Consider the following 19697-nt stretch of genomic DNA (forward strand, 5'->3'; position numbering starts at 1 on the left):
CGATACAACATGTTGATTAAAGGTCAAGATGAATTTCAGGTTGTCTTGTCCTGTTACACTCCCCACTCAGCCATCACGGAGGAAAACCTATGAGCACTATCGTGGATTTTCTGGGCGCCGACCACCGCGCCTGCGACGACTTGTTCGCCTCGGCCGAAGCGGCCGCGGCGCAAAAAAACTGGGATAGCGCGCGCACGCTCTTCACGCGCTTCCACGAGGCCATGGAACACCACCTGACGATGGAGGAAGAAGTCCTGTTCCCGGCCTTCGAGAAGCGCCCCGGCATGGCCGCCGGGCCGACCCAGGTCATGCGCTCGGAGCATGTGCAGATGCGCGGACTCATGGACGACATGGCCAACGCGGTCGCCGCGAGCAACCGCGACGGCTATCTCGGGCTGTCCGAGACGCTCAACATGCTGATGCAGCAGCACAACCTGAAGGAGGAGAACATGCTCTATCCGATGTCCGACCAGGTGCTGAACAGCGAACGCGACGGCCTGATCCGGACCATGGAAGGCATGGCGCGGTAAGACTGCGCATGGAGGGGTCGGACGAAATCCTCGTCGACGCGCGCGGCCTGGCGGCACCCGAGCCGCTCGAACGCGTCATGGACGCGCTCGACACGCTGGGTCCGGGGCAGACGATCCGCCTGCTGCTGCATCGCGAGCCGTTTCCGCTTTACGAGCTGCTCGCCGAGCGGGGCTATGCGCACGCGACGCACGAGGACGTCGAGGGGAATTACGTTATCCTCATTCGATCCTCCCACGACCCGACCGCGCCGCCCGCCCGAGAATGAGTTTGCAAGCCGGCCTTTCCTTCGATCAAGCTCCCCCGTTCACGCTTCCCCTGCGGTTCTTCCTGACCGCGCCATTGTTCCTGCTGCTCGCCGCGGCTCTCATCGTCGCGGCGCCCGACGCGCTCGCGGCGCGTTCGACCCCGCATGCGTTCGCACTGACCCACGCCCTGACGCTCGGATTCCTCGCGATGACGATGCTCGGCGCGCTGACACAGATGCTGCCGGTCGTCGCCGGCGCGAAGGTCCCGCGGCCGCGGCTGGTCGCCTGGCTCGTCCATCTGCCGCTCGTCGTCGGTACGCTCGCCCTGATGGCAGGATTCCTGACCGCGGCGCCGGTCGCCTTCGGCATCGCGGTCGGCCTCCTCGGCTTCGGCCTCGTGGTCTTCCTGCTCGCCGCGAGCGTGAGCCTCGCCCGCGCGGCGCACTCCGCGACAGTCGGCGGCATGCGCCTCGCCGCCCTCGGCCTCGCGCTCACGGTCGTTCTCGGCGGCGCGCTCGCGCTGCTGCGCATGGGCTGGTGGACGCTGCCTGGCGTCCCCACCGTGGTCACCGCCCACATCGCGTTCGGGCTGCTGGGCTGGGTGCTGCTGCTCGTGATCGGCGTCGCCTACCAGGTCGTGCCGATGTTCCAGATGACGCCGCCTTATCCGCCCGCGCTGCGGCGCTGGCTCGGCGGCATCCTGTTCGCCTTGCTGCTGCTCTATGCCGTGGCGCCGACGGTCTTGCCGGTCGCCGCCTCCGCCGCGGCAATCGGCGTCGCCGGCGTGATCACGCTGTTCGCGCTGATCACGCTGAGGCTGCAGGCCAAGCGGCGCAGAAAGCTGCCCGACGTCACACTCGCCTACTGGCGCGTAGGCATGGCGAGCCTGATCGCCTGCGTCGCGGTGTGGCTGGGCGCGCGCCTCGCCCCGGACTGGCGCGCGAGCGACGCCTATCCGATGTTGCTCGGGATCCTGTTCATCGCCGGTTTCGCAGTGAGCGTCGTGAGCGGCATGCTCTACAAGATCGTGCCCTTCCTCGCCTGGTTCCACCTCCAGGCGCAACTGCAGGCGCGCGCCGGCAGCATACCGACGATGAAGGAGATGATCGGCGAACGCTGGATGCGCGCCCAGTTCTACCTCCACCTTCTCGCCTGCAGCCTGCTGCTCGTCGCCGCCGTCCGGGCGGAATGGACGCCGGCGGCAGGCGTGGCCCTCGCCGCATCGGCGCTGTTGCTGTGGCTCAATCTGCTGGCCGCCGTGCGGCGTTTTTGGCGCCACGGCGGACGCTTCCTCTAAGTCCCGCATTCCCCTGATCCTTCCCCCGGCGCCGCGCTCGACCCGTTCCCGGGCTTTGGGCGCGGACTGAAAATCGCGCGGCTGCGTCCGACATACAAATCGTGCGCCAGGGTTATAATAAGTATTCCATCTACATCTATAGGACGACAGCCATGAGTGCCCATCTCCACCTTCGGCAGGATCAGGTCTATCCCTTCGACGCCCGCGGCATCGCCAAGCGCTTCCGCCACGCCGCGATCTTCGGCGCGCTCGACGCGCTCAATGCCGGGGAACGCATGCGCTTCGTCAACGACCACGATCCGCTGCCGCTGCTCGACCAACTGCGCGCGCGCTACGGCGAGGGGGTCGAGATCCAGTACTTGCAGCGCGAGCCCGGGCAGATCGTGATCGACTTCATTCGCAACTGAGTCTTTCCATGGTGTTGCCGGCGCTGGTATTGCTCGCCCTGACGGTGTTCGCGGCGGCCTTGCTGGCGTCGCCGCACGGCGGGCGCGCCGCCGTCCTGCACCTGGTATTTGCGCTCGGCGCCATGCCGCTGATATTCGGCGCGATGACGCACTTCATCCCGGTGCTCACGCGCAGCCGCGGCGCACCGCCGCGGCTGGCCGCGATTCCGCTCGCGGCCATCGCCGCTGGCGCCCTCGTCGTCGGCTCGCTCGTCGACCCGCGTTTCGCGGGCGCCCGTCACGCCGCGGCCGGGCTCGGCCTCATGGCGACGACTGCCCTATTCGTCTGGAGCCGCGGCAGGCGACGGTCGATGCTCGGCCAGGCGCACCCCGGTCTCGCCTGGTACGACGCCGCGCTCGTCTGTCTCACTCTCGCGCTCGCGGCGATTCTTGCCGGTGCGATCTGGCCGCAGCAGTGGGGTGCGCTGCGTCGCCTCCACGTTCACCTCAACACCATCGGTTTCGTCGGCATGACCGCGCTCGGCACGCTCGCGGTCCTGCTGCCCACCGCGAGCGGCAAGCCCGATCCCGAAGCGGGACCCTGGCTGCGCGCCGATCTGCCGCTCGCCCTGGGCGGCACGCTGCTGACGGCGATCGGCGCGGCGTGGGCGGAGCCGATCGCCTGGCTAGGTGCGCTGCTCTGGGGGGCGGTGCTGCTGCATGTCGGGCGGCGCTGGGCGCGCCGTTATCGCGCCGACATCCTTTCGCTGCACGGCGCCGCGCCGCTGCTCGGTGCCGCCTGGGCCGGCCTGACGCTGAGCTTGGGCTTCGGCGTCGCCGACGCCGTTCCGGCTCTCGCCGCGTTCGACGCGCAACCGCTCTTCGCCTTCGTCGCCGGCTTTCTGCTGCCCCTCGTCTCGGGCGCAGCCAGCCAGTTGCTGCCCGTTTGGCTGCGCCCCGGTCAGCAGGGGCCGTGGCACGCCGACCTGCGCCGTCGCCTCGGTCGCTACGGCGGGGCGCGGGCTGGGCTCTTCCTCGTCGGCGGGATCGCGGCCGGGGTCGGCCTTGCCTGGGGGCTCGTGCTCGCGGCCGCGGTGCTGATCCTGTTCCTGCTACAAGTCGTGCTCGCGTTGGCTCACGGCACGTCCATTCGCAAAAGGAGGCCCTCATGAACACCCCGGCTTTTTTCGACGCTGCACCGCGCATCGCCGTATACGACCCGCTCGCCGAATTTCTCGGTGCCGCCGACGGCGGGCGGATCGAGTACGGCTATGGCGACGCGGTCAAGCTCGCGGGCCACTCCTGCCCGACCGTCGCGGGCGCCTACCTGATGACGCGCGCCGCGCTGGCGCGCCTCTACCCGGACGCGTTGCCCGAGCGCGGTGGCATCCGGGTCGACTTCGCGGCGTCGCAGTCCGCCGGCGTGACCGGCGTGATCGCGGCCGTCGCAGGCCTGGTGACGGGTGCTGCCGGCACCGGCGGGTTCAAGGGGCTGGCCGGACGCTACGCGCGGCGCGACCTATTGACTTTCGACGCGGCGGGCGCAGACGACATGTGCGTCACTCGTCTCGACACCGGCGCGCGGGCGACGCTCGCCTACCATCCCGAGACGGTGCCGGCCGAGCCTGCGCTGCAGGCCTTGATGGCCGCGGCGCTGAGCGGGACGGCGAGCGCACAGGAACGCGAGGAATTCGGACGACAGTGGCAGCTGCGGGTCAAGCGCATCCTGATCGACCATTGCGACGACCCGGCGCTGATCGAGTGTCGCATCGACGCGGCGGATTGAAGTCGCCCTGCTAGGGGCGCGCGGCCCAGCCGTCGATGAAGGTCGCGATGACGGCGTCGGCCTGCTCGCTCAGTTCGAAGCGATTGTCCGAAAGCACCCAGCGAAATGCGAGCCCCTGAACGGCCGCGATCAGGATGCAGGCGTTCTGCTGCGGAACGATTTCGGGCCGGATCTCGCCTTCGGCCTGCGCGGCGGCGATCAGGTCGGCGATGAAGCCGAGAAAGAACTGCACGAGACCGTTCATGCGCGCGCGAAACACCGGATCGCCGCTTTGCAGTTCCTCCGAGAACAGCAGGCGCGGGATCCCGGGCTGGCGCTGGATGAAATTGAGGTGCGCGCGGATCACGGCCTTCAAGCGCTCGAGCGGCGGCAGCCGGGCAAGGCCGAGGCCCGCCATTTCCTGCTGCAGGCGCTCCTGGATGGTGTCGATCAGCGCGACGAGGACGTGGCTCTTGCTGCCGAAGTGGAGAAACAGCGTCGGCTGCGCGATGCCGACCGCCTGCGACAGCGAGCGCGTGGTGAGCTTGGCGACGCCTTCGTGGCGGATGATCTCCATGGCCGCCTCGACCACGTCATGACGACGGACTTCTGCGGATTTCCTTTTTTTTGCGGGCATCGGGCTCGATCGTTGCGACCTGGGTTGCCGGATATTAAGCGTCCCCGGGGCCGGACGGCAAAGAACCGCGGAACGCCCGCGAGCATTCCGCGGGCGCGGGGACGATCCTCAGGAGCAGCAGCCTCCTTCCCTGACGCCGGCGCGCTTGAGCATGAAGGCGAGCGGACAGAAGCCGGTCACGCCGCTCTGCGCGAGATTCGCTCCGACGAAGGCGGTCAGCCAGAGCCAGGCCGGATTGTTGGTGAAATGCGCGAGTGCGATGCTGACAAGCACCATCAGGCCCGCCATCAGGTGCACGATACGGTCTACGGTCATGAGAACCTCCGAGTGAAAAGCCCCGTGGGGGGCGGGAAATGCGCGGAGGCCGGCCGGAGCCGGCGCACCGCTCAGTACTTGTAACTCACCTGCAGATTGACGATGTTCTGCTCGAGCTCGATCGTGGTGTTGCTTCCCGTATTCGAGGTGATCTCGTTATGGAAAGCGCGGGTATAGGCCAACGAGCCGGACACCTTGTCGCTGAATTCGCGCGTGATGCCGAGCGAGAGATGTTTCTCGGTGATCGCCAGCGAGCCGATGTTGTTGTCGACGTCTTCCTCACCGATCGGCGATTTGCCGTAGTTGAAGCCCGCGCGCACGGTCGTCTTGTCGTTGATCTGCTTCTGCACGCCGATCGCATAAACGGTCTGGTCGTCCCAGCCGAAATTCATCGTGCTCGCGCCGCCGGGGGTCTCGAAGGGGACTCGATCCAGCACGTCCTGGAAGCCGATGCGCTTCACGTCGGCCTCGATCAGCAAGCCCGGCATGGGCCGGAAGGCGACGCCGAGCGCGACGACCTGCGGCATGTCGAGCGTCATGCTGTAAGGGCCGGCGGTGGTGTTCCACTGGAACTCGTCCATGCTGGTCTTGCTGGTCCAGCTCGCGCCGAGCTGCACAGCCTCGTTGAACTTATAGATCACGCCCGCGTTCATGCCGACGCCGTAGACCTGGGTCTGCGGCAGGGTGAAGGCGTTGTTGTGGATCGCCAGGCTCTGATAGCCGATCTGCAGCGCGGCCCCGAGCGCAAGCCGGTCGCTGAACCGGTAGGCGAAGCCCGGGGCGATCTTGTAGGACTGCTTGGTCGTGACCACGGCCTGCGTGCCCGCGAGCAAGGGCCGCACGTCGGCAAAATCGACGCCGCTGCCGGAAACGCCGCCCATGTTGAGGCCCAGAAACAGCTTGTCGTCGACGTTGAACGCAACCGCCCCCGCCGGCATTAGGTAGTAATCGGAATCGCTGTCCTGGCCGTTGACCTTGCGCGGCGGGTTGAGCACGCCGACGCCCATGTCGAAGCGCACGTCCTTGATGCCGAGCGTGGCGAGGCCCGCCGGGTTGTACAGCAGAGTGGCCGCGTCCTGGGGCGCGGCGACGATGGCGCCGCCCATGCCCCACTGGGTCGCGGTGACGCCGAGCATCTGGTCGCCGTTGGTCGCGTGAGCATTCGCGGCAAAGCCCGCCAATGCAGCCGACACGGCGGCAAAAAGTTTCTTATTCATATTCAGTCTCCTCGATCAGGGGTGGGTTATTTCCGAACCGGGCTCAGCAGATTCGACGACACGCCCGGCGTGCCGCGGAATTTCTGATGACAGGCGACGCAGCCGGTCATGATGTCGCTGAGATAGGAAGCCGCTTTGGGCAGGTCGCCCGCGTCGGCCGCGTCGGCGAGCTTCAGCGCGCTGCCCTCGACGACTTCGTTCATCGTCGGCAACACGCCGAGGTCGGCGTCGTTGACCTGCTTGAGCGGAAAGTAAGGAAGCAGGCCGCCCTTGGGGATGCGGTGGTTCGCCAGCCGGCGCGCGGCTTCGGACGCGAACTCCGCGTTGTCGGTCGCGAGCGCCGCCGCAACGGCCTGGTAGTCCGCAAGGATTTCGTGCATGACCTGGCGCAGGGTCGTTTCCTTGGCGCGCCGCGTGTGCCCGGCGTGGAGCTTCTGGATCGTTCCCTTCAGTTCGGGCGAGAGCGCCATCGCTTTCTGCCGCAGTTCTGGCGTATAGCTCTTCATCATCTGCTGCATCTCGGCCGGCGGCATCGGCGGCGAGGCGGGGTCGGCGGCGAGCGCCGCGGCGGAGGCAAGGCTCGCGGCGGCGAGCAAGGGAATCGGCAGTCGGGTAATCATGAGTTCTCCAAGCATCAAAGGACGATAAGCGATCGTTAGATCATGTGATCTGTCGATCACATGATCGTCCGATTATATATTCGTTTTCGCGGGCGGATGCAAGGAAAATTCGCGCGCCCGGGCTGCGACTTTTTTCCGGGGGCGAGCGGATATAATGTCTTGTTTCCGCGCGCAGATTTCGCGCGAAGCCACAGTCCCGGCCGCGCGCCGGCACGAACACTCGCCTCTCATCAGAATGTCAACCGGTTTAAAGCTCAAATGAAACGCGTCGATGATTTCCGCCTCAATTTCGGCAACAAAGAACTGGTGCCGATCGTCATCGGCGGGATGGGGGTCGACATCTCGACCGCGGAACTCGCGCTCGAAGCCGCCCGCCTCGGCGGCATCGGCCACATTTCCGACGCGATGGTGCAGACCGTCTCGGACCGGCGCTTCGACACCAACTTCGTCAGCCAGAAGCTCAAGACCTACAAGGCCAACGTCGCGAGCAGCGACAAATCCGAGGTGCACTTCAATCTCGGCGTGCTCGAGGAAGCCACGCGCAATCACGTCGGCCGCACGATGGACGCCAAGCGCGGCGACGGCATGATCTTCATCAACTGCATGGAGAAGCTGACGATGAACGCGCCGCGCGAGACGCTGCGCGTTCGCCTGTCGGCCGCACTCGACGCGGGGATCGACGGCATCACGCTCTCCGCGGGTCTGCATCTCGGCTCGTTCGCGCTGATCGAGGACCATCCGCGCTTCCGCGACGCGCGGCTCGGCATCATCGTCTCGTCGCCGCGCGCGCTCGCGATGTTCCTGCGCAAGAACGCGCGCCTGCAGCGCCTGCCCGACTTCGTCGTGGTCGAGGGCCCGCTGGCCGGCGGCCATCTCGGCTTCGGCCTCGACTGGGCGCAGTACGAGCTCGCGACGATCGTCGCCGAGGTGCAGGCCTATCTGCAGAGCGAACACCTGGACATCCCGGTCATCGCCGCGGGCGGGATCTTCACCGGCAGCGACGCCGCGGCCTTTCTCGAGCAGGGCGCCGCGGCGGTGCAGGTCGCCACGCGTTTCACCGTCACGCGCGAATGCGGCCTGCCCGACAAGGTCAAGCAGGAGTACTTCAAGGCGAGCGAGGAAGACATCGAGGTCAACACGATCTCGCCGACCGGCTATCCCATGCGCATGCTCAAGGGCAGCCCGGGAATCGGCGCCGGCATCCGCCCGAATTGCGAGGCCTACGGCTACCTGCTCGATGCCAACGGCCGCTGCGCCTACATCGACGCGTACAACCGCCAGGTCGAACTGCAGCCCGACGCGAAGAAAATTTCGGTCATGGAAAAAACCTGCCTGTGCACGCACATGCGCAACTTCGACATCTGGACCTGCGGGCAGACCGCCTATCGGCTCAAGGACACCACCACGCGTGCCGACGACGGCAGCTACCGGATCCTGAGCGCCGAGCACGTATTCAACGACTATCAATTCAGCGTCGACGACAAAGTCGCGCTGCCTGCCTGACCGCGTCCACGGCGACAGCGCCGCGGCCCTAGGCCGCGAGCACCCGGCGCGCAAGGCGCGCGAGCGGCGCCGGTAGTTGCGCGAGAACGGCGTCGGGGTCGAGCGCATCGAGCAGATTCTTGACCGTCAGCCCGAGCGCGGTGTCGCCCTCGCTGACGAGGCGTCGACTGAAGAACAGCGTATCGGGGTCTTCCCGGCGTCCGAGCAGCAACAGAAAATCGCGTGCGCTCGCGCTGATCGTGAGGTCGGGCGTGCCGCTGTCGGCCGCGAAGCCGCGCGCGCTCACCGTGAAACGCAGCGTGAGGCCGAGGTCGTTGACGCGGATCGCGTAGCGGCGTCCGACCAGCGGCTGCCAGTCGAAGGCCTGCAGCGCGGGCCACAGCAGCCGGTTCGCCGCCGCCGAAAACGCGATGCTCGGTGGCGCGGGCGGAAGCCGGGCGACGACCTTGGCAAGCTGCGGCGGCACGGCGAGATTCAGCATCGGAGGCTCCTCAATCGGCCGCGCGCGTCGCGTCGGCCCAGTTGTTCGGGGTTTCGTACAGGCGTACGCGCTGCAGGCCGAGCCGGCCGCCGTAGCGCTCGCGATAGGCTGCATCCAGGACGCGGAAGGCCTCTTCGGCGAGGTGCTCGGCCGTCGGCACGACCGGCAGCACGACCGTCTTGTGCTCGGGAAGCGCGGCCAGCAAGTCGACCACGACGCGATCGCCCTCATACACGAGAAAGGCGTGATCCCAGCGGTCGACCAGAACCTCGCGCGCGATCGCCTTGACGTCGGAAAAATCCATCACCATCCCCTGCTCCCGCGCCCCCTCGGTCGCGACGATCGCACCCGCGAGCGTGATCTCGAGCGCGTAGCGGTGGCCGTGCAGGTGGCGGCACTGGCTGCCGTGGTTGGGGATGCGGTGACCGGCGTCGAATTCGAGCCGGCGCGTGATCAGCATGGCTCGGGCCCCTTCAGCACGGTTCTTCCCGCAGGTATTCGAGGCCTGCGCGGCCATGCCAATAGCCATCGATCGCCGCGCCCGGCATCGCCCGCTGCAAGGCAGCCGCGTCCCAGCCGTCGCCGTTCAGCGCGGCGGCAAAGGCCTCGACCACGCGCCCCATGTGCCGCGACTGCGGCGACAGCCGCAGGCTCGCGACGCCGATTTCGCGCAGGGCTGGCAGTTGGTCGATCAGGGTATGGACGCCGGAAGACTGCGTCTGGATGCCGTTCAAGGTCAGGAAGGCTTCGCCTTCGCGGGTCCCGAGCGCGAGGCCGTCGGGATGATCGAGGCAGCGGAACTGGCAGTCGTCCTTCGGCAGGTTGTAGTGGCGCGCGGTGAAGCAGCGCGCCGAGTACGCGAGCGGCAGACGTCCGTAGGCGAAGACTTCGGTCTCGATCCCCGCCGGCGCGTGCGCGAGCAACGCGGCAAGCCCGGCGCGCGAGGTCTCTACGGGCGGCAGCCAGCGCGTCGCGCCGAGCTCCGCGAGCAGCGCCAGCGTTTGCGCGTTGTAGACGTTGAGCGTCGAGCCCGCGACGAAAGGCACGCCGGCCTCGGCGAGCAGCCGCACCGCCCCCCACTCGTTGGCCTCGACGCCGAAGCGGCCGTCGGACGCGATGCGCCGCAGCGTCTTCAGGTCGGATTCGGACTCGATCAGCGTCTGCGTCGAGAGCAGCACTTGCTTGCCCGCCGCGGCCAGTTCCACCGCAAGGGCGAGCCAGTCGGGCAGGCGCAGCACGTGGCGGCGCGAGCACACGCTCTCGCCGAGGTAGACGCGCGCGACCGGCCAATGTGCGGCCTCGCCGTAGAAGGCGAGCACGTCGTCGCGCGGCCAGTAATACAGGAGGGGACCCAGACTCAGATTCATGCCTGCCTCACTTCCAGGGACGGTGGTAGGCGCCGAGCGTGTGGCTCTGCCCTTCCGACAGCTTGTTGAGTTCGGCCTGCCAGGCCGGCGTCGGTTTGAAATCGACGGCATCCTTCTTCACCGCGTCGATCGCCGCGCGCCACACTTTGGTGACCTGCGCGACATAGGCCGGGCTGCGCTGGCGACCTTCGATCTTGATCGCCGCGATCCCCATCTTCAGCATCTCGGGCAACAGATCGAGGGTGTTCAGACTCGTCGGCTCCTCGATCGCGTAATAGGTCTCGCCGCCGACTTCGAAGCGGCCCTTGCACAGCGTCGGATAGCCGGCTTTTTCATCCTTCCCGTAACGGTCGAGCAGCACGCCGTTCAGCCGCGACTCCAGCCCCGTCGGCGTGTCCTTCCACTGCACGGCCTTCGCCGGCGAGCACACCCCCGCCGAATTCGGCGATTCACCCGTGCAATACGACGACAGCAGACAGCGCCCCTCGACCATGACGCACAGGCCGCCGAAGCCGAACAACTCGATTTCGACGTCGGTGTGCATGACGACGTTTTCGACCTGCGGAAGCGAGAGCACGCGCGGCAACACGGCGCGCTGGACGCCGAAGTGCTCGCGGTAGAAATTGACCGCTTCGTAGCTCGTCGCCGAACCCTGCACCGAGAGGTGAAGCCGCAGCTGCGGATGGTGTTTGACCGCGTAGCGCATGAGCCCGGGGTCGGCGAGGATGATCGCGTCCATCCCGAGCTTCGCCGCGCGGTCCACGGCACCCGTCCAGCGCGTCCAGGTGTCGCTCTGCGGGTAGGTGTTGAGCGCGAGCAGAACCTTGCGCCCGCGGTCGCGCGCGTAGCGCAGTCCCTCCGCGGCCTGCGCCTCGTCGAAATTGAGCCCGGGGAAGGCGCGCGCGTTGGTGTTGTCGCGAAATCCCATATAGACGGCGTCGGCGCCATTGTCGACCGCCGCCTTGAGCGAAACGAGACTGCCCGCCGGGCAGACGAGATCAAGCGGCATGATGCGTCTCCTTCCAGTGCTCGGCCGCGCGCGAACCTTGCCGCGTGCCACGGCGCAGCAGTTCGTCGGCGATGCCGTTCAATACGTCCCATTTCTTGGCGCACCATGCCGGCGCGAGCAGGATGTCGGGCGACGCCGTGCCGGTAACGCGGTGATAGACCACGTCCCACGGCGTGCGCTCGATCAGGTCGGCGGCGATGCGCGTGTAGTCGGCTTCGTCGAGCGGCTGGTATTCGCCGCGTTTCCACTCGATCGCAAGCTTGGTGTGCTTGACTACGTGCAGCGGGTGCAGCTTGAGACCGTCGACGCCGATGTCGAGCACGCGGTCGAGACTGACGTGGCTGTGCGATTCGTCCTCGCCGGGCAGGCCGACGATCAGGTGGCAGCACACCGGGATGCCCAGCGCGCGCGCCGCGCGCGTCGCCGTGCGGTATTCGGCGAAGCCATGTCCGCGATTGACCCGCGCAAGCGTCGCGTCGAAGCTCGACTGCAGGCCGAGCTCAAGCCAGACCTCGTGCCCGCGGTCGCGGTATTCGGCGAGCAGCGCGAGCACCGGCGGCGGGACGCAGTCGGGGCGCGTGCCGATGGCGAGGCCGACGACGTCGGGCGCGGCGAGCGCCGAATCGTAGAGCGCGCGGAGTTCGTCGACGTGAGCGTAGGTGTTCGTGTAGGCCTGGAAGTAGGCGATGAAGCGGCGTGCCCCGGTCGCCCGCCCGATGCGCCCGCGCGCGCGGTCAAATTGCGCGACGAGCGAAGCAGGCTCGCGCGCGCCGGGCGCGAAGGACTTGTTGTTGCAGAAGGTGCAGCCGCCGATGCCCTTGCTGCCGTCGCGGTTCGGGCAGGTGAAGCCGGCGTCGAGCGCGATCTTGTGCACGCGCTCCCCATAGCGGTCGAGCATCGCTCGGCCGAAGGTATGCACGCGTTCGCTGAGCATGCTCATGCCGGTGCTTCCTGCAGCTGCGCGACGACCTGTTTCACGCCGGTCAGCAGGTAATCGATCAGTTCGCGCACGCTGCGGATCTCGCTGCCGAACGGCAGCGACTCCGAGCCGCGAAAGAAGAGGCCCTTCGCGAGATCGCCCTTGAGCGCGGCGACGAGTTGCGAATCGATGCAGAACTGCCCGGCGCGCGCGAGCCCGTCGCGTAAGCCGCAGCGCGTCAGACAGTGCAGGCCGATCGCACAGCGGTCGGGATCGGCCTTGGCGACGCCCTGGAGCTTGCGTTCGCGCTTCAGGTAATTGACGAGCCACGGCGTCTTCACCGCGCGCGCCGGCAGGCCCGCGACGCTCATGAAGGTGACGATGTCCTCGGGCCGGGCTTCGGCAAGCACGCGCTTGAAATTCGGGTGAGCGTCGCCCTCGGTCGTGACCGCGAACGCGGTGCCGACCTGCACCGCGCTCGCCCCGGCCGCGAGCGCGGCGAGAAGTTTCTCATGGCTGTTGATGCCGCCTGCGACGATGACCGGTATCTGGCCGCGCGCGATACAGAGCGCGTCGAAGACCTCGAAGATTTCCGGCAACACGCGCGCGAAGTCGAAACGCGCGTCGTTCAGATCGTTGGCGTCCGGCGCCCCGAGATGACCGCCGGCGTAGCGGGGATGCTCGATCACGATCGCGTCCGGCAGGCGGCCGGACGGCTTCTGGCGCATCCATTTTTTCAGCACCACCGCGACACCGCGGGCGTCCGAGAGGATCGGGATCAGCGCGACGTCGGGGTAGCCCGCGGCGAGTTCGGGCAGGTCGAGCGGCAGGCCTGCACCCATGACGATCGCGTGGGCGCCCGAGGCGCAGGCCTGCCGGACGTGGTCGGGATACGCGTCGACGGCCTTCATCACGTTCACTGCAACCAGCCCGCGCCCCGCTGCGGTCGCGAGCGCCGCCTTGATCTCGCGGTCGAGCGCGACCAGATTGAGCCGATGGAGCGTGTCGCGATCGCGGCAACGCTGCGCCGCGGCCGTGAGATCGGCGTGGTGATGACGCAGGTCGACGCTCGCGATCGTGCCGACGGCACCGGCATGCGCCACCGAACCGGCCAGCCCGTGTGCCGAAACGCCCACGCCCATGCCGCCCTGGACGATGGGCAGCAAGGAACGGCCACGAATGGCGAAGCGATCGGGCAGCGTCAGGGGGTTCAGCGATTGCGACATGGCGGCATTATAACCACTTGACGACCTGCTTATCTTCAATTTGACCGCGATTCGACCGCCGGCCTGCGCCTTCGCCGGAGGCGACGCAGTCATCGCCGCCTTCCCGGGGTTCACCCGCCCCCCCTAAACGCCTACAATGCCGGGTCTCACTGCAGGCCTCCCCACGCATGTTCACAGGCATCATCCAGGCCATCGGCCGCATCCACGAATACGAAGCGCGCGGCGCCGACGCCCGCATGGTCATCGAGGGCGGCGGGCTGGATTTTTCCGACGTCGCGCCGGGCGACAGCATCGCAGTCAACGGCGTCTGCCTGACCGCCGTGAGCCTCGCCGCGGGCAGCTTCACGGTCGACGTCTCCGCCGAAACCCTCTCGTGCACCGAAGGCTTCACGCCGGGCGCCGAAGTCAACCTTGAAAAGGCCCTGCGCCTGGCGGACAGGCTCGGCGGGCACCTCGTCTCGGGCCACGTCGACGGCGTCGGCACGGTCCACCGCTTCGAGCGCGTCGGCGAATCGCAGCTGCTCGAGATCGACGCGCCGGCCGCGCTCGCGCGCTACATCATTCGCAAGGGCTCGATCGCCGTGAACGGCGTGTCGCTGACGGTCAATCACATCGACGGCGCCCGCTTTGCCCTCAACCTGATTCCCCATACGGTCGACGTCACCGCGCTCAAGCATTTGCGCCCGGGCAGCCGCGTCAACCTCGAAGTCGACATGATCGCGCGCTACGTCGAGCGCATGACGCAATTCACCCATCCTACGGACAAAGACTGATGAGCCTCGCCTCCACCCTCGAAATCATCGAAGAACTGAAGGCCGGCCGCATGGTCGTGCTCGTCGACGAGGAGGACAGGGAAAACGAGGGCGACCTCGTGATGGCCGCCGAGCATGTCACGCCCGACGCGATCAACTTCATGGCCAAATACGGCCGCGGCCTCATCTGCCTCACGCTGACCGACGCGCGCTGCCGCCAGCTCGGCCTGAAGCAGATGGTCTCCGACAACCAGACGCCGCACGGCACCGCGTTCACGATCTCGATCGAAGCGGCCGAGGGGGTGACCACGGGCATCTCGGCGGCCGACCGCGCGGTCACGATCCGCGCCGCGGTCACGAAGGACGCGAAGCCCTCCGACATCATCCAGCCCGGCCACATCTTCCCGCTGCGCGCCCAGCCCGGCGGCGTGCTCGTGCGCGCCGGCCACACCGAGGCCGGCTGCGACCTCGCCGGGCTCGCGGGCCTCGAGCCGGCGTCGGTCATCTGCGAAATCCTCAAGGACGACGGCAGCATGGCGCGCCTGCCCGACCTCGTTCCGTTCGCGCAGGAACACGGCCTCAAGATCGGCGCGATCGCCGACCTGATCCATTACCGCAACCAGACCGAGAGCCTCGTCGAGCGCGCGGCCGACCGCCTGATCCAGACGATCTACGGCGCCTTCCGCCTGATCGCGTATCGCGACAAGTGCGCCAAGGAAACGCACATCGCGCTGGTCAAGGGCGAGATCCACGCCGACCGCGAAACCCTCGTGCGCGTGCACGAGCCCTTGAGCGTGATGGATTTTCTCGACGTGACGGGCGGTGGCCATTCGTGGCCGATCATGGGCGCGATGGAGCGCATCGCCGAGTCGCAGAGCGGCGTGCTGGTCTTGCTGCACCGTCCCGAAACCGCCGACGCGCTGCTCGGCCGCATCAATCCCGCGCCCGCCGCGAGCCACAAATACGACCTGCGCGACTACGGCATCGGCGCACAGATCCTGCGCGACCTCGGCGTCGGCAAGATGAAGCTGCTCGCCAGCCCGCGCAAGATGCCGGCGATGGACGGCTTCGGCCTGGAAGTCACCGGCTATTCTGAAAAAGCATAATCAACGAAGGCACGACCATGGGAACCAGCAGCGACATTTTTGAGCTCGACCCGATCTACCAGGGCAAGGGGCTCAGGATCGGCATCGTCATGAGCCGCTTCAACAAGGACATCTGCGAAGGCCTTCTGTCGGCCTGCGAGACCGAGCTCGACCGTCTCGGGGTCGCACGCGAGGACGTGCTGCTCGTCGACGTGCCCGGCGCACTCGAACATCCGCTCGCGCTGCAGAAAATGGCGCAGTCCGCCCGCTACGACGCCCTGATCGCGATCGGCGCCGTCGTGCGCGGCGACACCTACCATTTCGAGATCGTGTCGAACGAGTCCTCGCGCGGCATCCTCGACGTCCAGCTCGAAACCGGCGTGCCGATCGCCAACGCGATCCTCACCGTCGACACCGAGGAGCAGGCGCACGTGCGCATGGCCGAAAAAGGCCGCGACGCCGCGCGCGTAGCGGTCGAGATGGCCAACCTGCTGAAGCGTCTCTGATGGCCGGCTCCCGCAAGGTCGCGCGCGAATTCACGCTGCAGGGCATCTACGCCTGGATGATCGGCGGCGCCGACGTCACGCTCATCGCCGCGAATCTCAAAGAGGACGAACAGTTCAAGCGCGCCGACGAAGCCTACTTCCGCACCCTGCTCTACGGCGTGCTCAAGGAAGAGGACATGCTGAGCTCGCGCATCGCGCCGCTGCTCGACCGCGCGGTCGCCGAGCTCTCGCCGATCGAGCGCTCCATCCTGCTGATCGGCGCCTACGAGCTGCTGCACTGCCCCGACGTCCCCTGGCGCGTCGCGATCAACGAAAGCGTCGAGCTGGCGAAGAAGTTCGGCGGCACCGACGGCCATAAATACATCAACGGCGTGCTCGACAAACTCGCGCAGGATGTGCGCGCGGTGGAGATCGAGCATGCAAAAAAAAGGGATTAGGGATCGGGATTCAGGGGTCAGGGAAAAGCGAGTCCCCCGAATTCAGGCTGCGCGGCGCAGCCGCACGAAGCCCCCTGAACCCTAGCCCCTGATCCCCGACCCCTGAGATGGAATTCGACCTCATCGCGCGCCACTTCACCCGCCCCACCCCGGGCGCGGTGCTCGGCGTCGGCGATGACTGCGCGCTCGTCGCGCCGACGTCGGGCATGCAGCTCGCGGTGTCCTCCGACATGCTGCTCGAGGGCCGGCATTTCGCGCCGCAGGACAGTCCCGCCGGGATCGGCCACAAGTCGCTCGCCGTCAATCTGTCTGACCTCGCGGCGATGGGCGCAAGCCCGCGCTGGGCGACGCTGGCCATCGCGCTTCCGGCCGACGACGACGCCTGGCTCAAGGCCTTCGCGCGCGGATTTTTTCGCATGGCCGATGCGCACGGCATCGAACTCGTCGGCGGCGACACGACTCGCGGCGCGCTCACGATCAGCATCACGGTGATCGGTGAACTGCCGCCGGGCGAGGCCTTGCGCCGCGACGGCGCGAGGCCCGGCGACGACGTGTGGGTGTCAGGCGTCATCGGCTCGGCCGCCACCGCACTCGCGTATCGCCAGGGCCGCCTCTTCATGGAACAGATCGACGCCGCCAAGGTCTTGCCGGCGCTCTATCTGCCGACACCACGGGTCGCGCTCGGCATCGCGCTGCGTGGCGTCGCCGCGAGCGCGATCGACATCTCGGACGGACTGCTCGCCGACCTCGGCCATATCCTCGAACGCTCGGCGGTCGGCGCGGTCGTCGATCTCGCCGCCCTGCCCACGCTGCCGGTGCTGCAGCGCTATCTGCACGAATCGGTTGCGCGCGACTGCATCCTCGCCGGCGGCGACGACTATGAATTGTGCTTCACGGCGCCCGCGGCGCGGCGCGATGCGGTGCTCGAAGCCGCCGCCCGCGCCGACACCCCGGTGACCCGCGTCGGCCGTATCACCGCCGACCCCGGCCTGCAGGTCGTCGGCGCCGACGGCCATGCCCTCGCCATCACCCGCACGGGCTACGACCATTTTGCGGCCTGATCTCAGATTCGTCTTCGCGCATCCGGCGCATGCGCTCGCCTTCGGCTTCGGCAGCGGCCTCGCGCCCAGGGCGCCGGGCACCGTCGGCACGCTGCTCGGCTTGCCCCTGTTCCTCCTGATCGCGGCGTCGGCGCCCGATCTCGCGAACCGCCTCGTGCTCGTCCTCGCCGCCTTCCTGCTCGGGATCTGGGCCTGCGCACGCACGGGGCGCGCGCTCGGCGTCGCGGACCACGGCGGCATCGTGTGGGACGAGATCGTCGCCTTCGCGCTCGTCCTGCTGTTCACGCCGGCGGGATGGGCCTGGACCGCAGCCGCCTTCGCGCTGTTCCGCCTCTTCGATATCCTTAAACCCTGGCCGATCCGGCTCGCCGACCGGCGCCTCAAGAACGGTTTCGGCGTCATGTTCGACGATCTGCTCGCGGCGGCCTATGCGATCGCTGCGCTGAAAGGACTGCAATGGCTCGTGTGAGCGACGAAGAACTACACCACCTCGCGGTCGAATTGAGCGAGAAGCTGCGCGCGCGCGGCTGGATGCTCGCCACTGCCGAATCCTGCACCGGCGGCTGGGTCGGGCAGTTGCTGACCTCGCTGCCCGGCAGTTCGCACTGGTACGAGCGCGGCTTCATCACCTACGCCAACGCCGCGAAGGTCGAGATGCTCGGCGTGCCAGCCGATCTGCTCGAGCGCCACGGCGCCGTCTCCGAGGAGATCGCGAGCGCAATGGCCGCAGGTGCCTTGACGTACAGCCACGCGCAGGCGGCGCTCGCGGTTTCCGGCATCGCCGGCCCCGGGGGCGGCACGCCGCAGAAACCCGTCGGCCTCGTGTGTTACGGCTGGGCGCTCGCCGACGGCACGGTCATGTCGTCGACCTGCCGCCTCGACGGCGACCGCGAGGAGATCCGTTCGCGCGCGGTCGCCGCGTCGCTGCGCGGGTTGATTGAGCTGGTGGGATGAGGGGCTAGGGGCTAGGGGCTAGGGGCTAGGGGCTAGGGGCTAGGGGCTAGGGGCTAGGGGCTAGGGGCTAGGGGCTAGGGGCTAGGGGCTAGGGGCGGGAAAAGCGTAGCCCCGTTCGCGCTGCGGTCAAGCTGCCACGCCTCGCAAAGCAGGGCCAGCACCGAGCGCTGCCACTGAGTCTCACCCCCTGAATTCCGCGCCCCAAACCCTGCCTCCTGCCTCCTGCCTCCTGCCTCCTGCCTCCTGCCTCCTGCCTCCTGCCTCCTGCCTCCTGCCTCCTGCCTCCTGCCTCCTGCCTCCTGCCTCCTGCCTCCTGCCTCCTGCCTCCTGCCTCCTGCCTCCTGCCTCCTGCCCCCTGCCTTTTACCCCCTGAGTCCCGACCCCTGACTCTATCGAAACGCCCACGCCGCGAACGGTTCGATCTCCTCACGGTTGAGCAGCATCAGCTGGTTGGCGTGCGGGTTCAGGCTGTGGTCGGCCGTCGTGTCGACGGCGAGGCGCTGCAGGACATAACCCAGAAGCGCGCGCCGCACCGTCACTTCGATGACTTCGCCGGACGCGCCGTAATCGAGCAGCAGATTCTCGCGGCGCGCCGGGTCGAGGCCCGAATGGGGGACGAGTTGCAGCGTCACCTGCTCGACCCAGTCGTCGTCGTACTGCCCGCCCGATTCGGCAGGCGCGTCCAGGCACTCGGCGTCGACGATCCTGGACAGCACGAAATCGCGAAAGTCGCAGCCGTCCTCGCTATAAGCGCGGACGTGCCAGCGCAGGCCGGTGTCGACCAGGGTGTGCGGCTCGAGGAGGCGCGGCTCTTGATTGTCGCGTCCCGAAAGCGAACGGTAAGTCACCCTCAGCTTGCGCCTGCCGTGGATCGCCCGGGTGATCGCGGCGAGCGTATGCGCGCTGGGCAGGCGCACCGGGAGCGGCAGCGAGGCGGTCGGCAGGCCGTAGATCAGCGTGTCGCCGTACGGCCCGTTCGCGACCGCGAGATTCGCCGCGATCACGGGCAGGGCGCGCGCGGGGCTGAGGTCGGCGAACGCCGCGGCAAAGCCATGGGCCGGGACGAAGCCAAATACGCCGTGATTGTAGGCCAGGTTGCCGGGGGCGAGATCGCTGTAGAGCTTGAGGTCCTTGGTCGCCGCCGGGTCTGAGAGTCCGAAGGCGCGGGCGACGTCGCTGCGCGTCACGACCCCCGCGTACCAAGCCATGATTTCAATGTACTGCAGCCGCTGGCGCGTCGCCCATTTGAGATCCAGGCGCATTTTTTCTTTTGTAATCATGTCGCTCGCTCCGCTTGCGGTCGTGGCCTGGGATTATAGGGCCGCACCACGCCTATACGGAACGATTAGACAGTATTTTCTATACAGGTGATATTTTTTATTGA

Annotated in this window: 25 protein-coding genes; 14 read left to right on the forward strand and 11 right to left on the reverse strand. The window is 67.6% G+C overall.

Annotation, left to right across the window (positions count from 1 at the left end; genetic code table 11):
- Window positions 1–89 precede the first annotated feature (89 nt).
- From TBD_RS10905 to TBD_RS10930, 6 genes are all read left to right on the forward strand, one after another.
- Complete coding sequence (locus tag TBD_RS10905; protein WP_011312684.1) at window positions 90–530, forward strand: hemerythrin domain-containing protein; 441 nt, start codon at window positions 90–92, stop codon at window positions 528–530.
- 8 nt (window positions 531–538) lie between these two features.
- Entirely contained in the window at window positions 539–796 is a 258-nt protein-coding gene (locus tag TBD_RS10910) for a DUF2249 domain-containing protein (RefSeq protein WP_011312685.1), read from the forward strand.
- Window positions 793–2073 (forward strand): hypothetical protein, encoded by a 1281-nt coding sequence (locus TBD_RS10915; RefSeq protein WP_011312686.1) that lies wholly within the window; start codon window positions 793–795, stop codon window positions 2071–2073. Before TBD_RS10910 ends, TBD_RS10915 begins: the two co-directional genes overlap by 4 nt.
- Window positions 2074–2225: 152 nt before the next feature.
- The gene (locus TBD_RS10920; RefSeq protein WP_011312687.1) at window positions 2226–2480 is read left to right on the forward strand and encodes a DUF2249 domain-containing protein; all 255 of its coding nucleotides are present in this window, start codon (window positions 2226–2228) and stop codon (window positions 2478–2480) included.
- 8 nt (window positions 2481–2488) lie between these two features.
- On the forward strand, window positions 2489–3631 hold the full coding sequence (locus tag TBD_RS10925) for a hypothetical protein (RefSeq protein WP_011312688.1): 1143 nt from the start codon (window positions 2489–2491) through the stop codon (window positions 3629–3631).
- Window positions 3628–4245, forward strand: coding sequence for a hypothetical protein (locus tag TBD_RS10930; protein WP_011312689.1), 618 nt, complete (start codon window positions 3628–3630; stop codon window positions 4243–4245). Before TBD_RS10925 ends, TBD_RS10930 begins: the two co-directional genes overlap by 4 nt.
- Window positions 4246–4255: 10 nt before the next feature.
- Here the strand turns inward: TBD_RS10930 and TBD_RS10935 are convergent, their stop codons facing one another.
- The 4 genes from TBD_RS10935 to TBD_RS10950 form a co-directional block, all read right to left on the reverse strand.
- Window positions 4256–4861 carry a TetR/AcrR family transcriptional regulator gene (locus TBD_RS10935; protein WP_041432716.1) on the reverse strand — a complete coding sequence of 202 codons (606 nt, stop codon included), beginning with the start codon at window positions 4859–4861 and terminating at the stop codon, window positions 4256–4258.
- Between the two features lie 108 nt (window positions 4862–4969).
- On the reverse strand, window positions 4970–5176 hold the full coding sequence (locus TBD_RS10940) for a YgaP family membrane protein (protein ID WP_011312691.1): 207 nt from the start codon (window positions 5174–5176) through the stop codon (window positions 4970–4972).
- Window positions 5177–5247: 71 nt separating this feature from the next.
- The gene (locus TBD_RS10945) at window positions 5248–6393 is read right to left on the reverse strand and encodes an OmpP1/FadL family transporter (protein WP_011312692.1); all 1146 of its coding nucleotides are present in this window, start codon (window positions 6391–6393) and stop codon (window positions 5248–5250) included.
- 26 nt (window positions 6394–6419) lie between these two features.
- On the reverse strand, window positions 6420–7013 hold the full coding sequence (locus TBD_RS10950; protein WP_011312693.1) for a hypothetical protein: 594 nt from the start codon (window positions 7011–7013) through the stop codon (window positions 6420–6422).
- A gap of 258 nt (window positions 7014–7271) precedes the next feature.
- Between TBD_RS10950 and TBD_RS10955 the strand changes: the two genes are divergently transcribed.
- Window positions 7272–8516, forward strand: a complete 1245-nt coding sequence (locus tag TBD_RS10955) for a nitronate monooxygenase (protein ID WP_011312694.1) — start codon at window positions 7272–7274, stop codon at window positions 8514–8516.
- Window positions 8517–8544: 28 nt separating this feature from the next.
- Here the strand turns inward: TBD_RS10955 and ubiT are convergent, their stop codons facing one another.
- Genes ubiT through TBD_RS10985 form a run of 6 tightly spaced genes read right to left on the reverse strand, consistent with a single transcriptional unit; the run spans window position 8545 to window position 13518 of the window.
- Complete coding sequence (gene ubiT / locus TBD_RS10960) at window positions 8545–8997, reverse strand: ubiquinone anaerobic biosynthesis accessory factor UbiT (protein WP_011312695.1); 453 nt, start codon at window positions 8995–8997, stop codon at window positions 8545–8547.
- A 10-nt stretch (window positions 8998–9007) separates the two neighbouring features.
- Window positions 9008–9457, reverse strand: a complete 450-nt coding sequence (gene queD / locus TBD_RS10965) for a 6-carboxytetrahydropterin synthase QueD (RefSeq protein ID WP_011312696.1) — start codon at window positions 9455–9457, stop codon at window positions 9008–9010.
- A 13-nt stretch (window positions 9458–9470) separates the two neighbouring features.
- Complete coding sequence (locus TBD_RS10970) at window positions 9471–10364, reverse strand: U32 family peptidase (RefSeq protein WP_011312697.1); 894 nt, start codon at window positions 10362–10364, stop codon at window positions 9471–9473.
- Between the two features lie 7 nt (window positions 10365–10371).
- Complete coding sequence (ubiU, locus tag TBD_RS10975) at window positions 10372–11373, reverse strand: ubiquinone anaerobic biosynthesis protein UbiU (RefSeq protein WP_011312698.1); 1002 nt, start codon at window positions 11371–11373, stop codon at window positions 10372–10374.
- The gene (locus TBD_RS10980) at window positions 11363–12313 is read right to left on the reverse strand and encodes a TIGR01212 family radical SAM protein (protein WP_011312699.1); all 951 of its coding nucleotides are present in this window, start codon (window positions 12311–12313) and stop codon (window positions 11363–11365) included. The genes ubiU and TBD_RS10980 overlap by 11 nt, the downstream gene beginning before the upstream one ends.
- On the reverse strand, window positions 12310–13518 hold the full coding sequence (locus tag TBD_RS10985; protein WP_041432718.1) for an NAD(P)H-dependent flavin oxidoreductase: 1209 nt from the start codon (window positions 13516–13518) through the stop codon (window positions 12310–12312). Before TBD_RS10985 ends, TBD_RS10980 begins: the two co-directional genes overlap by 4 nt.
- 167 nt (window positions 13519–13685) lie before the next feature.
- On the opposite strand from TBD_RS10985, the gene TBD_RS10990 reads away from it, so the two are divergent.
- The 7 genes from TBD_RS10990 (at window position 13686) to TBD_RS11020 (ending at window position 18313) form a co-directional block, all read left to right on the forward strand.
- Window positions 13686–14291 carry a riboflavin synthase gene (locus TBD_RS10990; protein WP_011312701.1) on the forward strand — a complete coding sequence of 202 codons (606 nt, stop codon included), beginning with the start codon at window positions 13686–13688 and terminating at the stop codon, window positions 14289–14291.
- Window positions 14291–15376, forward strand: coding sequence for a bifunctional 3,4-dihydroxy-2-butanone-4-phosphate synthase/GTP cyclohydrolase II (gene ribBA, locus TBD_RS10995; RefSeq protein ID WP_011312702.1), 1086 nt, complete (start codon window positions 14291–14293; stop codon window positions 15374–15376). The genes TBD_RS10990 and ribBA overlap by 1 nt, the downstream gene beginning before the upstream one ends.
- Before the next feature lie 17 nt (window positions 15377–15393).
- Window positions 15394–15861: a 6,7-dimethyl-8-ribityllumazine synthase gene (ribH, locus tag TBD_RS11000; protein WP_011312703.1), complete on the forward strand. Its 468-nt coding sequence runs from the start codon at window positions 15394–15396 to the stop codon at window positions 15859–15861.
- Window positions 15861–16298: a transcription antitermination factor NusB gene (gene nusB / locus TBD_RS11005; RefSeq protein ID WP_011312704.1), complete on the forward strand. Its 438-nt coding sequence runs from the start codon at window positions 15861–15863 to the stop codon at window positions 16296–16298. Before ribH ends, nusB begins: the two co-directional genes overlap by 1 nt.
- 107 nt (window positions 16299–16405) lie before the next feature.
- On the forward strand, window positions 16406–17359 hold the full coding sequence (thiL, locus tag TBD_RS11010) for a thiamine-phosphate kinase (protein WP_011312705.1): 954 nt from the start codon (window positions 16406–16408) through the stop codon (window positions 17357–17359).
- Entirely contained in the window at window positions 17349–17828 is a 480-nt protein-coding gene (locus TBD_RS11015; protein ID WP_011312706.1) for a phosphatidylglycerophosphatase A family protein, read from the forward strand. Before thiL ends, TBD_RS11015 begins: the two co-directional genes overlap by 11 nt.
- A complete protein-coding gene (locus tag TBD_RS11020) occupies window positions 17816–18313 on the forward strand; it encodes a CinA family protein (protein ID WP_011312707.1) in 498 nt (165 codons plus the stop codon). The genes TBD_RS11015 and TBD_RS11020 overlap by 13 nt, the downstream gene beginning before the upstream one ends.
- A gap of 389 nt (window positions 18314–18702) precedes the next feature.
- On the opposite strand, the gene TBD_RS11025 is transcribed toward TBD_RS11020, so the two are convergent.
- On the reverse strand, window positions 18703–19593 hold the full coding sequence (locus tag TBD_RS11025; RefSeq protein ID WP_011312708.1) for a helix-turn-helix transcriptional regulator: 891 nt from the start codon (window positions 19591–19593) through the stop codon (window positions 18703–18705).
- Window positions 19594–19697: the final 104 nt, after the last annotated feature.

The sequence above is a fragment of the Thiobacillus denitrificans ATCC 25259 genome (assembly GCF_000012745.1).
Classification (GTDB): domain Bacteria; phylum Pseudomonadota; class Gammaproteobacteria; order Burkholderiales; family Thiobacillaceae; genus Thiobacillus; species Thiobacillus denitrificans_B.

Coding starts and splice junctions, on each gene's coding strand:
- TBD_RS11020 (WP_011312707.1), top strand. CDS start 17,816: ATGGCTCGTGTGAGCGACGAAGAACTACACCACCTCGCGGTCGAATTG.
- ribH (WP_011312703.1), top strand. CDS start 15,394: ATGGGAACCAGCAGCGACATTTTTGAGCTCGACCCGATCTACCAGGGC.
- TBD_RS10925 (WP_011312688.1), top strand. CDS start 2,489: ATGGTGTTGCCGGCGCTGGTATTGCTCGCCCTGACGGTGTTCGCGGCG.
- TBD_RS10945 (WP_011312692.1), bottom strand. CDS start 6,393: ATGAATAAGAAACTTTTTGCCGCCGTGTCGGCTGCATTGGCGGGCTTT.
- TBD_RS10990 (WP_011312701.1), top strand. CDS start 13,686: ATGTTCACAGGCATCATCCAGGCCATCGGCCGCATCCACGAATACGAA.
- TBD_RS10955 (WP_011312694.1), top strand. CDS start 7,272: ATGAAACGCGTCGATGATTTCCGCCTCAATTTCGGCAACAAAGAACTG.
- TBD_RS10935 (WP_041432716.1), bottom strand. CDS start 4,861: ATGCCCGCAAAAAAAAGGAAATCCGCAGAAGTCCGTCGTCATGACGTG.
- ubiU (WP_011312698.1), bottom strand. CDS start 11,373: ATGCCGCTTGATCTCGTCTGCCCGGCGGGCAGTCTCGTTTCGCTCAAG.
- TBD_RS10920 (WP_011312687.1), top strand. CDS start 2,226: ATGAGTGCCCATCTCCACCTTCGGCAGGATCAGGTCTATCCCTTCGAC.
- TBD_RS10980 (WP_011312699.1), bottom strand. CDS start 12,313: ATGAGCATGCTCAGCGAACGCGTGCATACCTTCGGCCGAGCGATGCTC.
- TBD_RS10910 (WP_011312685.1), top strand. CDS start 539: ATGGAGGGGTCGGACGAAATCCTCGTCGACGCGCGCGGCCTGGCGGCA.
- TBD_RS10950 (WP_011312693.1), bottom strand. CDS start 7,013: ATGATTACCCGACTGCCGATTCCCTTGCTCGCCGCCGCGAGCCTTGCC.
- nusB (WP_011312704.1), top strand. CDS start 15,861: ATGGCCGGCTCCCGCAAGGTCGCGCGCGAATTCACGCTGCAGGGCATC.
- TBD_RS11025 (WP_011312708.1), bottom strand. CDS start 19,593: ATGATTACAAAAGAAAAAATGCGCCTGGATCTCAAATGGGCGACGCGC.
- TBD_RS10985 (WP_041432718.1), bottom strand. CDS start 13,518: ATGTCGCAATCGCTGAACCCCCTGACGCTGCCCGATCGCTTCGCCATT.
- TBD_RS10970 (WP_011312697.1), bottom strand. CDS start 10,364: ATGAATCTGAGTCTGGGTCCCCTCCTGTATTACTGGCCGCGCGACGAC.
- ubiT (WP_011312695.1), bottom strand. CDS start 8,997: ATGCTGAATCTCGCCGTGCCGCCGCAGCTTGCCAAGGTCGTCGCCCGG.
- TBD_RS10905 (WP_011312684.1), top strand. CDS start 90: ATGAGCACTATCGTGGATTTTCTGGGCGCCGACCACCGCGCCTGCGAC.
- thiL (WP_011312705.1), top strand. CDS start 16,406: ATGGAATTCGACCTCATCGCGCGCCACTTCACCCGCCCCACCCCGGGC.
- TBD_RS10915 (WP_011312686.1), top strand. CDS start 793: ATGAGTTTGCAAGCCGGCCTTTCCTTCGATCAAGCTCCCCCGTTCACG.
- ribBA (WP_011312702.1), top strand. CDS start 14,291: ATGAGCCTCGCCTCCACCCTCGAAATCATCGAAGAACTGAAGGCCGGC.
- TBD_RS10940 (WP_011312691.1), bottom strand. CDS start 5,176: ATGACCGTAGACCGTATCGTGCACCTGATGGCGGGCCTGATGGTGCTT.
- queD (WP_011312696.1), bottom strand. CDS start 9,457: ATGCTGATCACGCGCCGGCTCGAATTCGACGCCGGTCACCGCATCCCC.
- TBD_RS10930 (WP_011312689.1), top strand. CDS start 3,628: ATGAACACCCCGGCTTTTTTCGACGCTGCACCGCGCATCGCCGTATAC.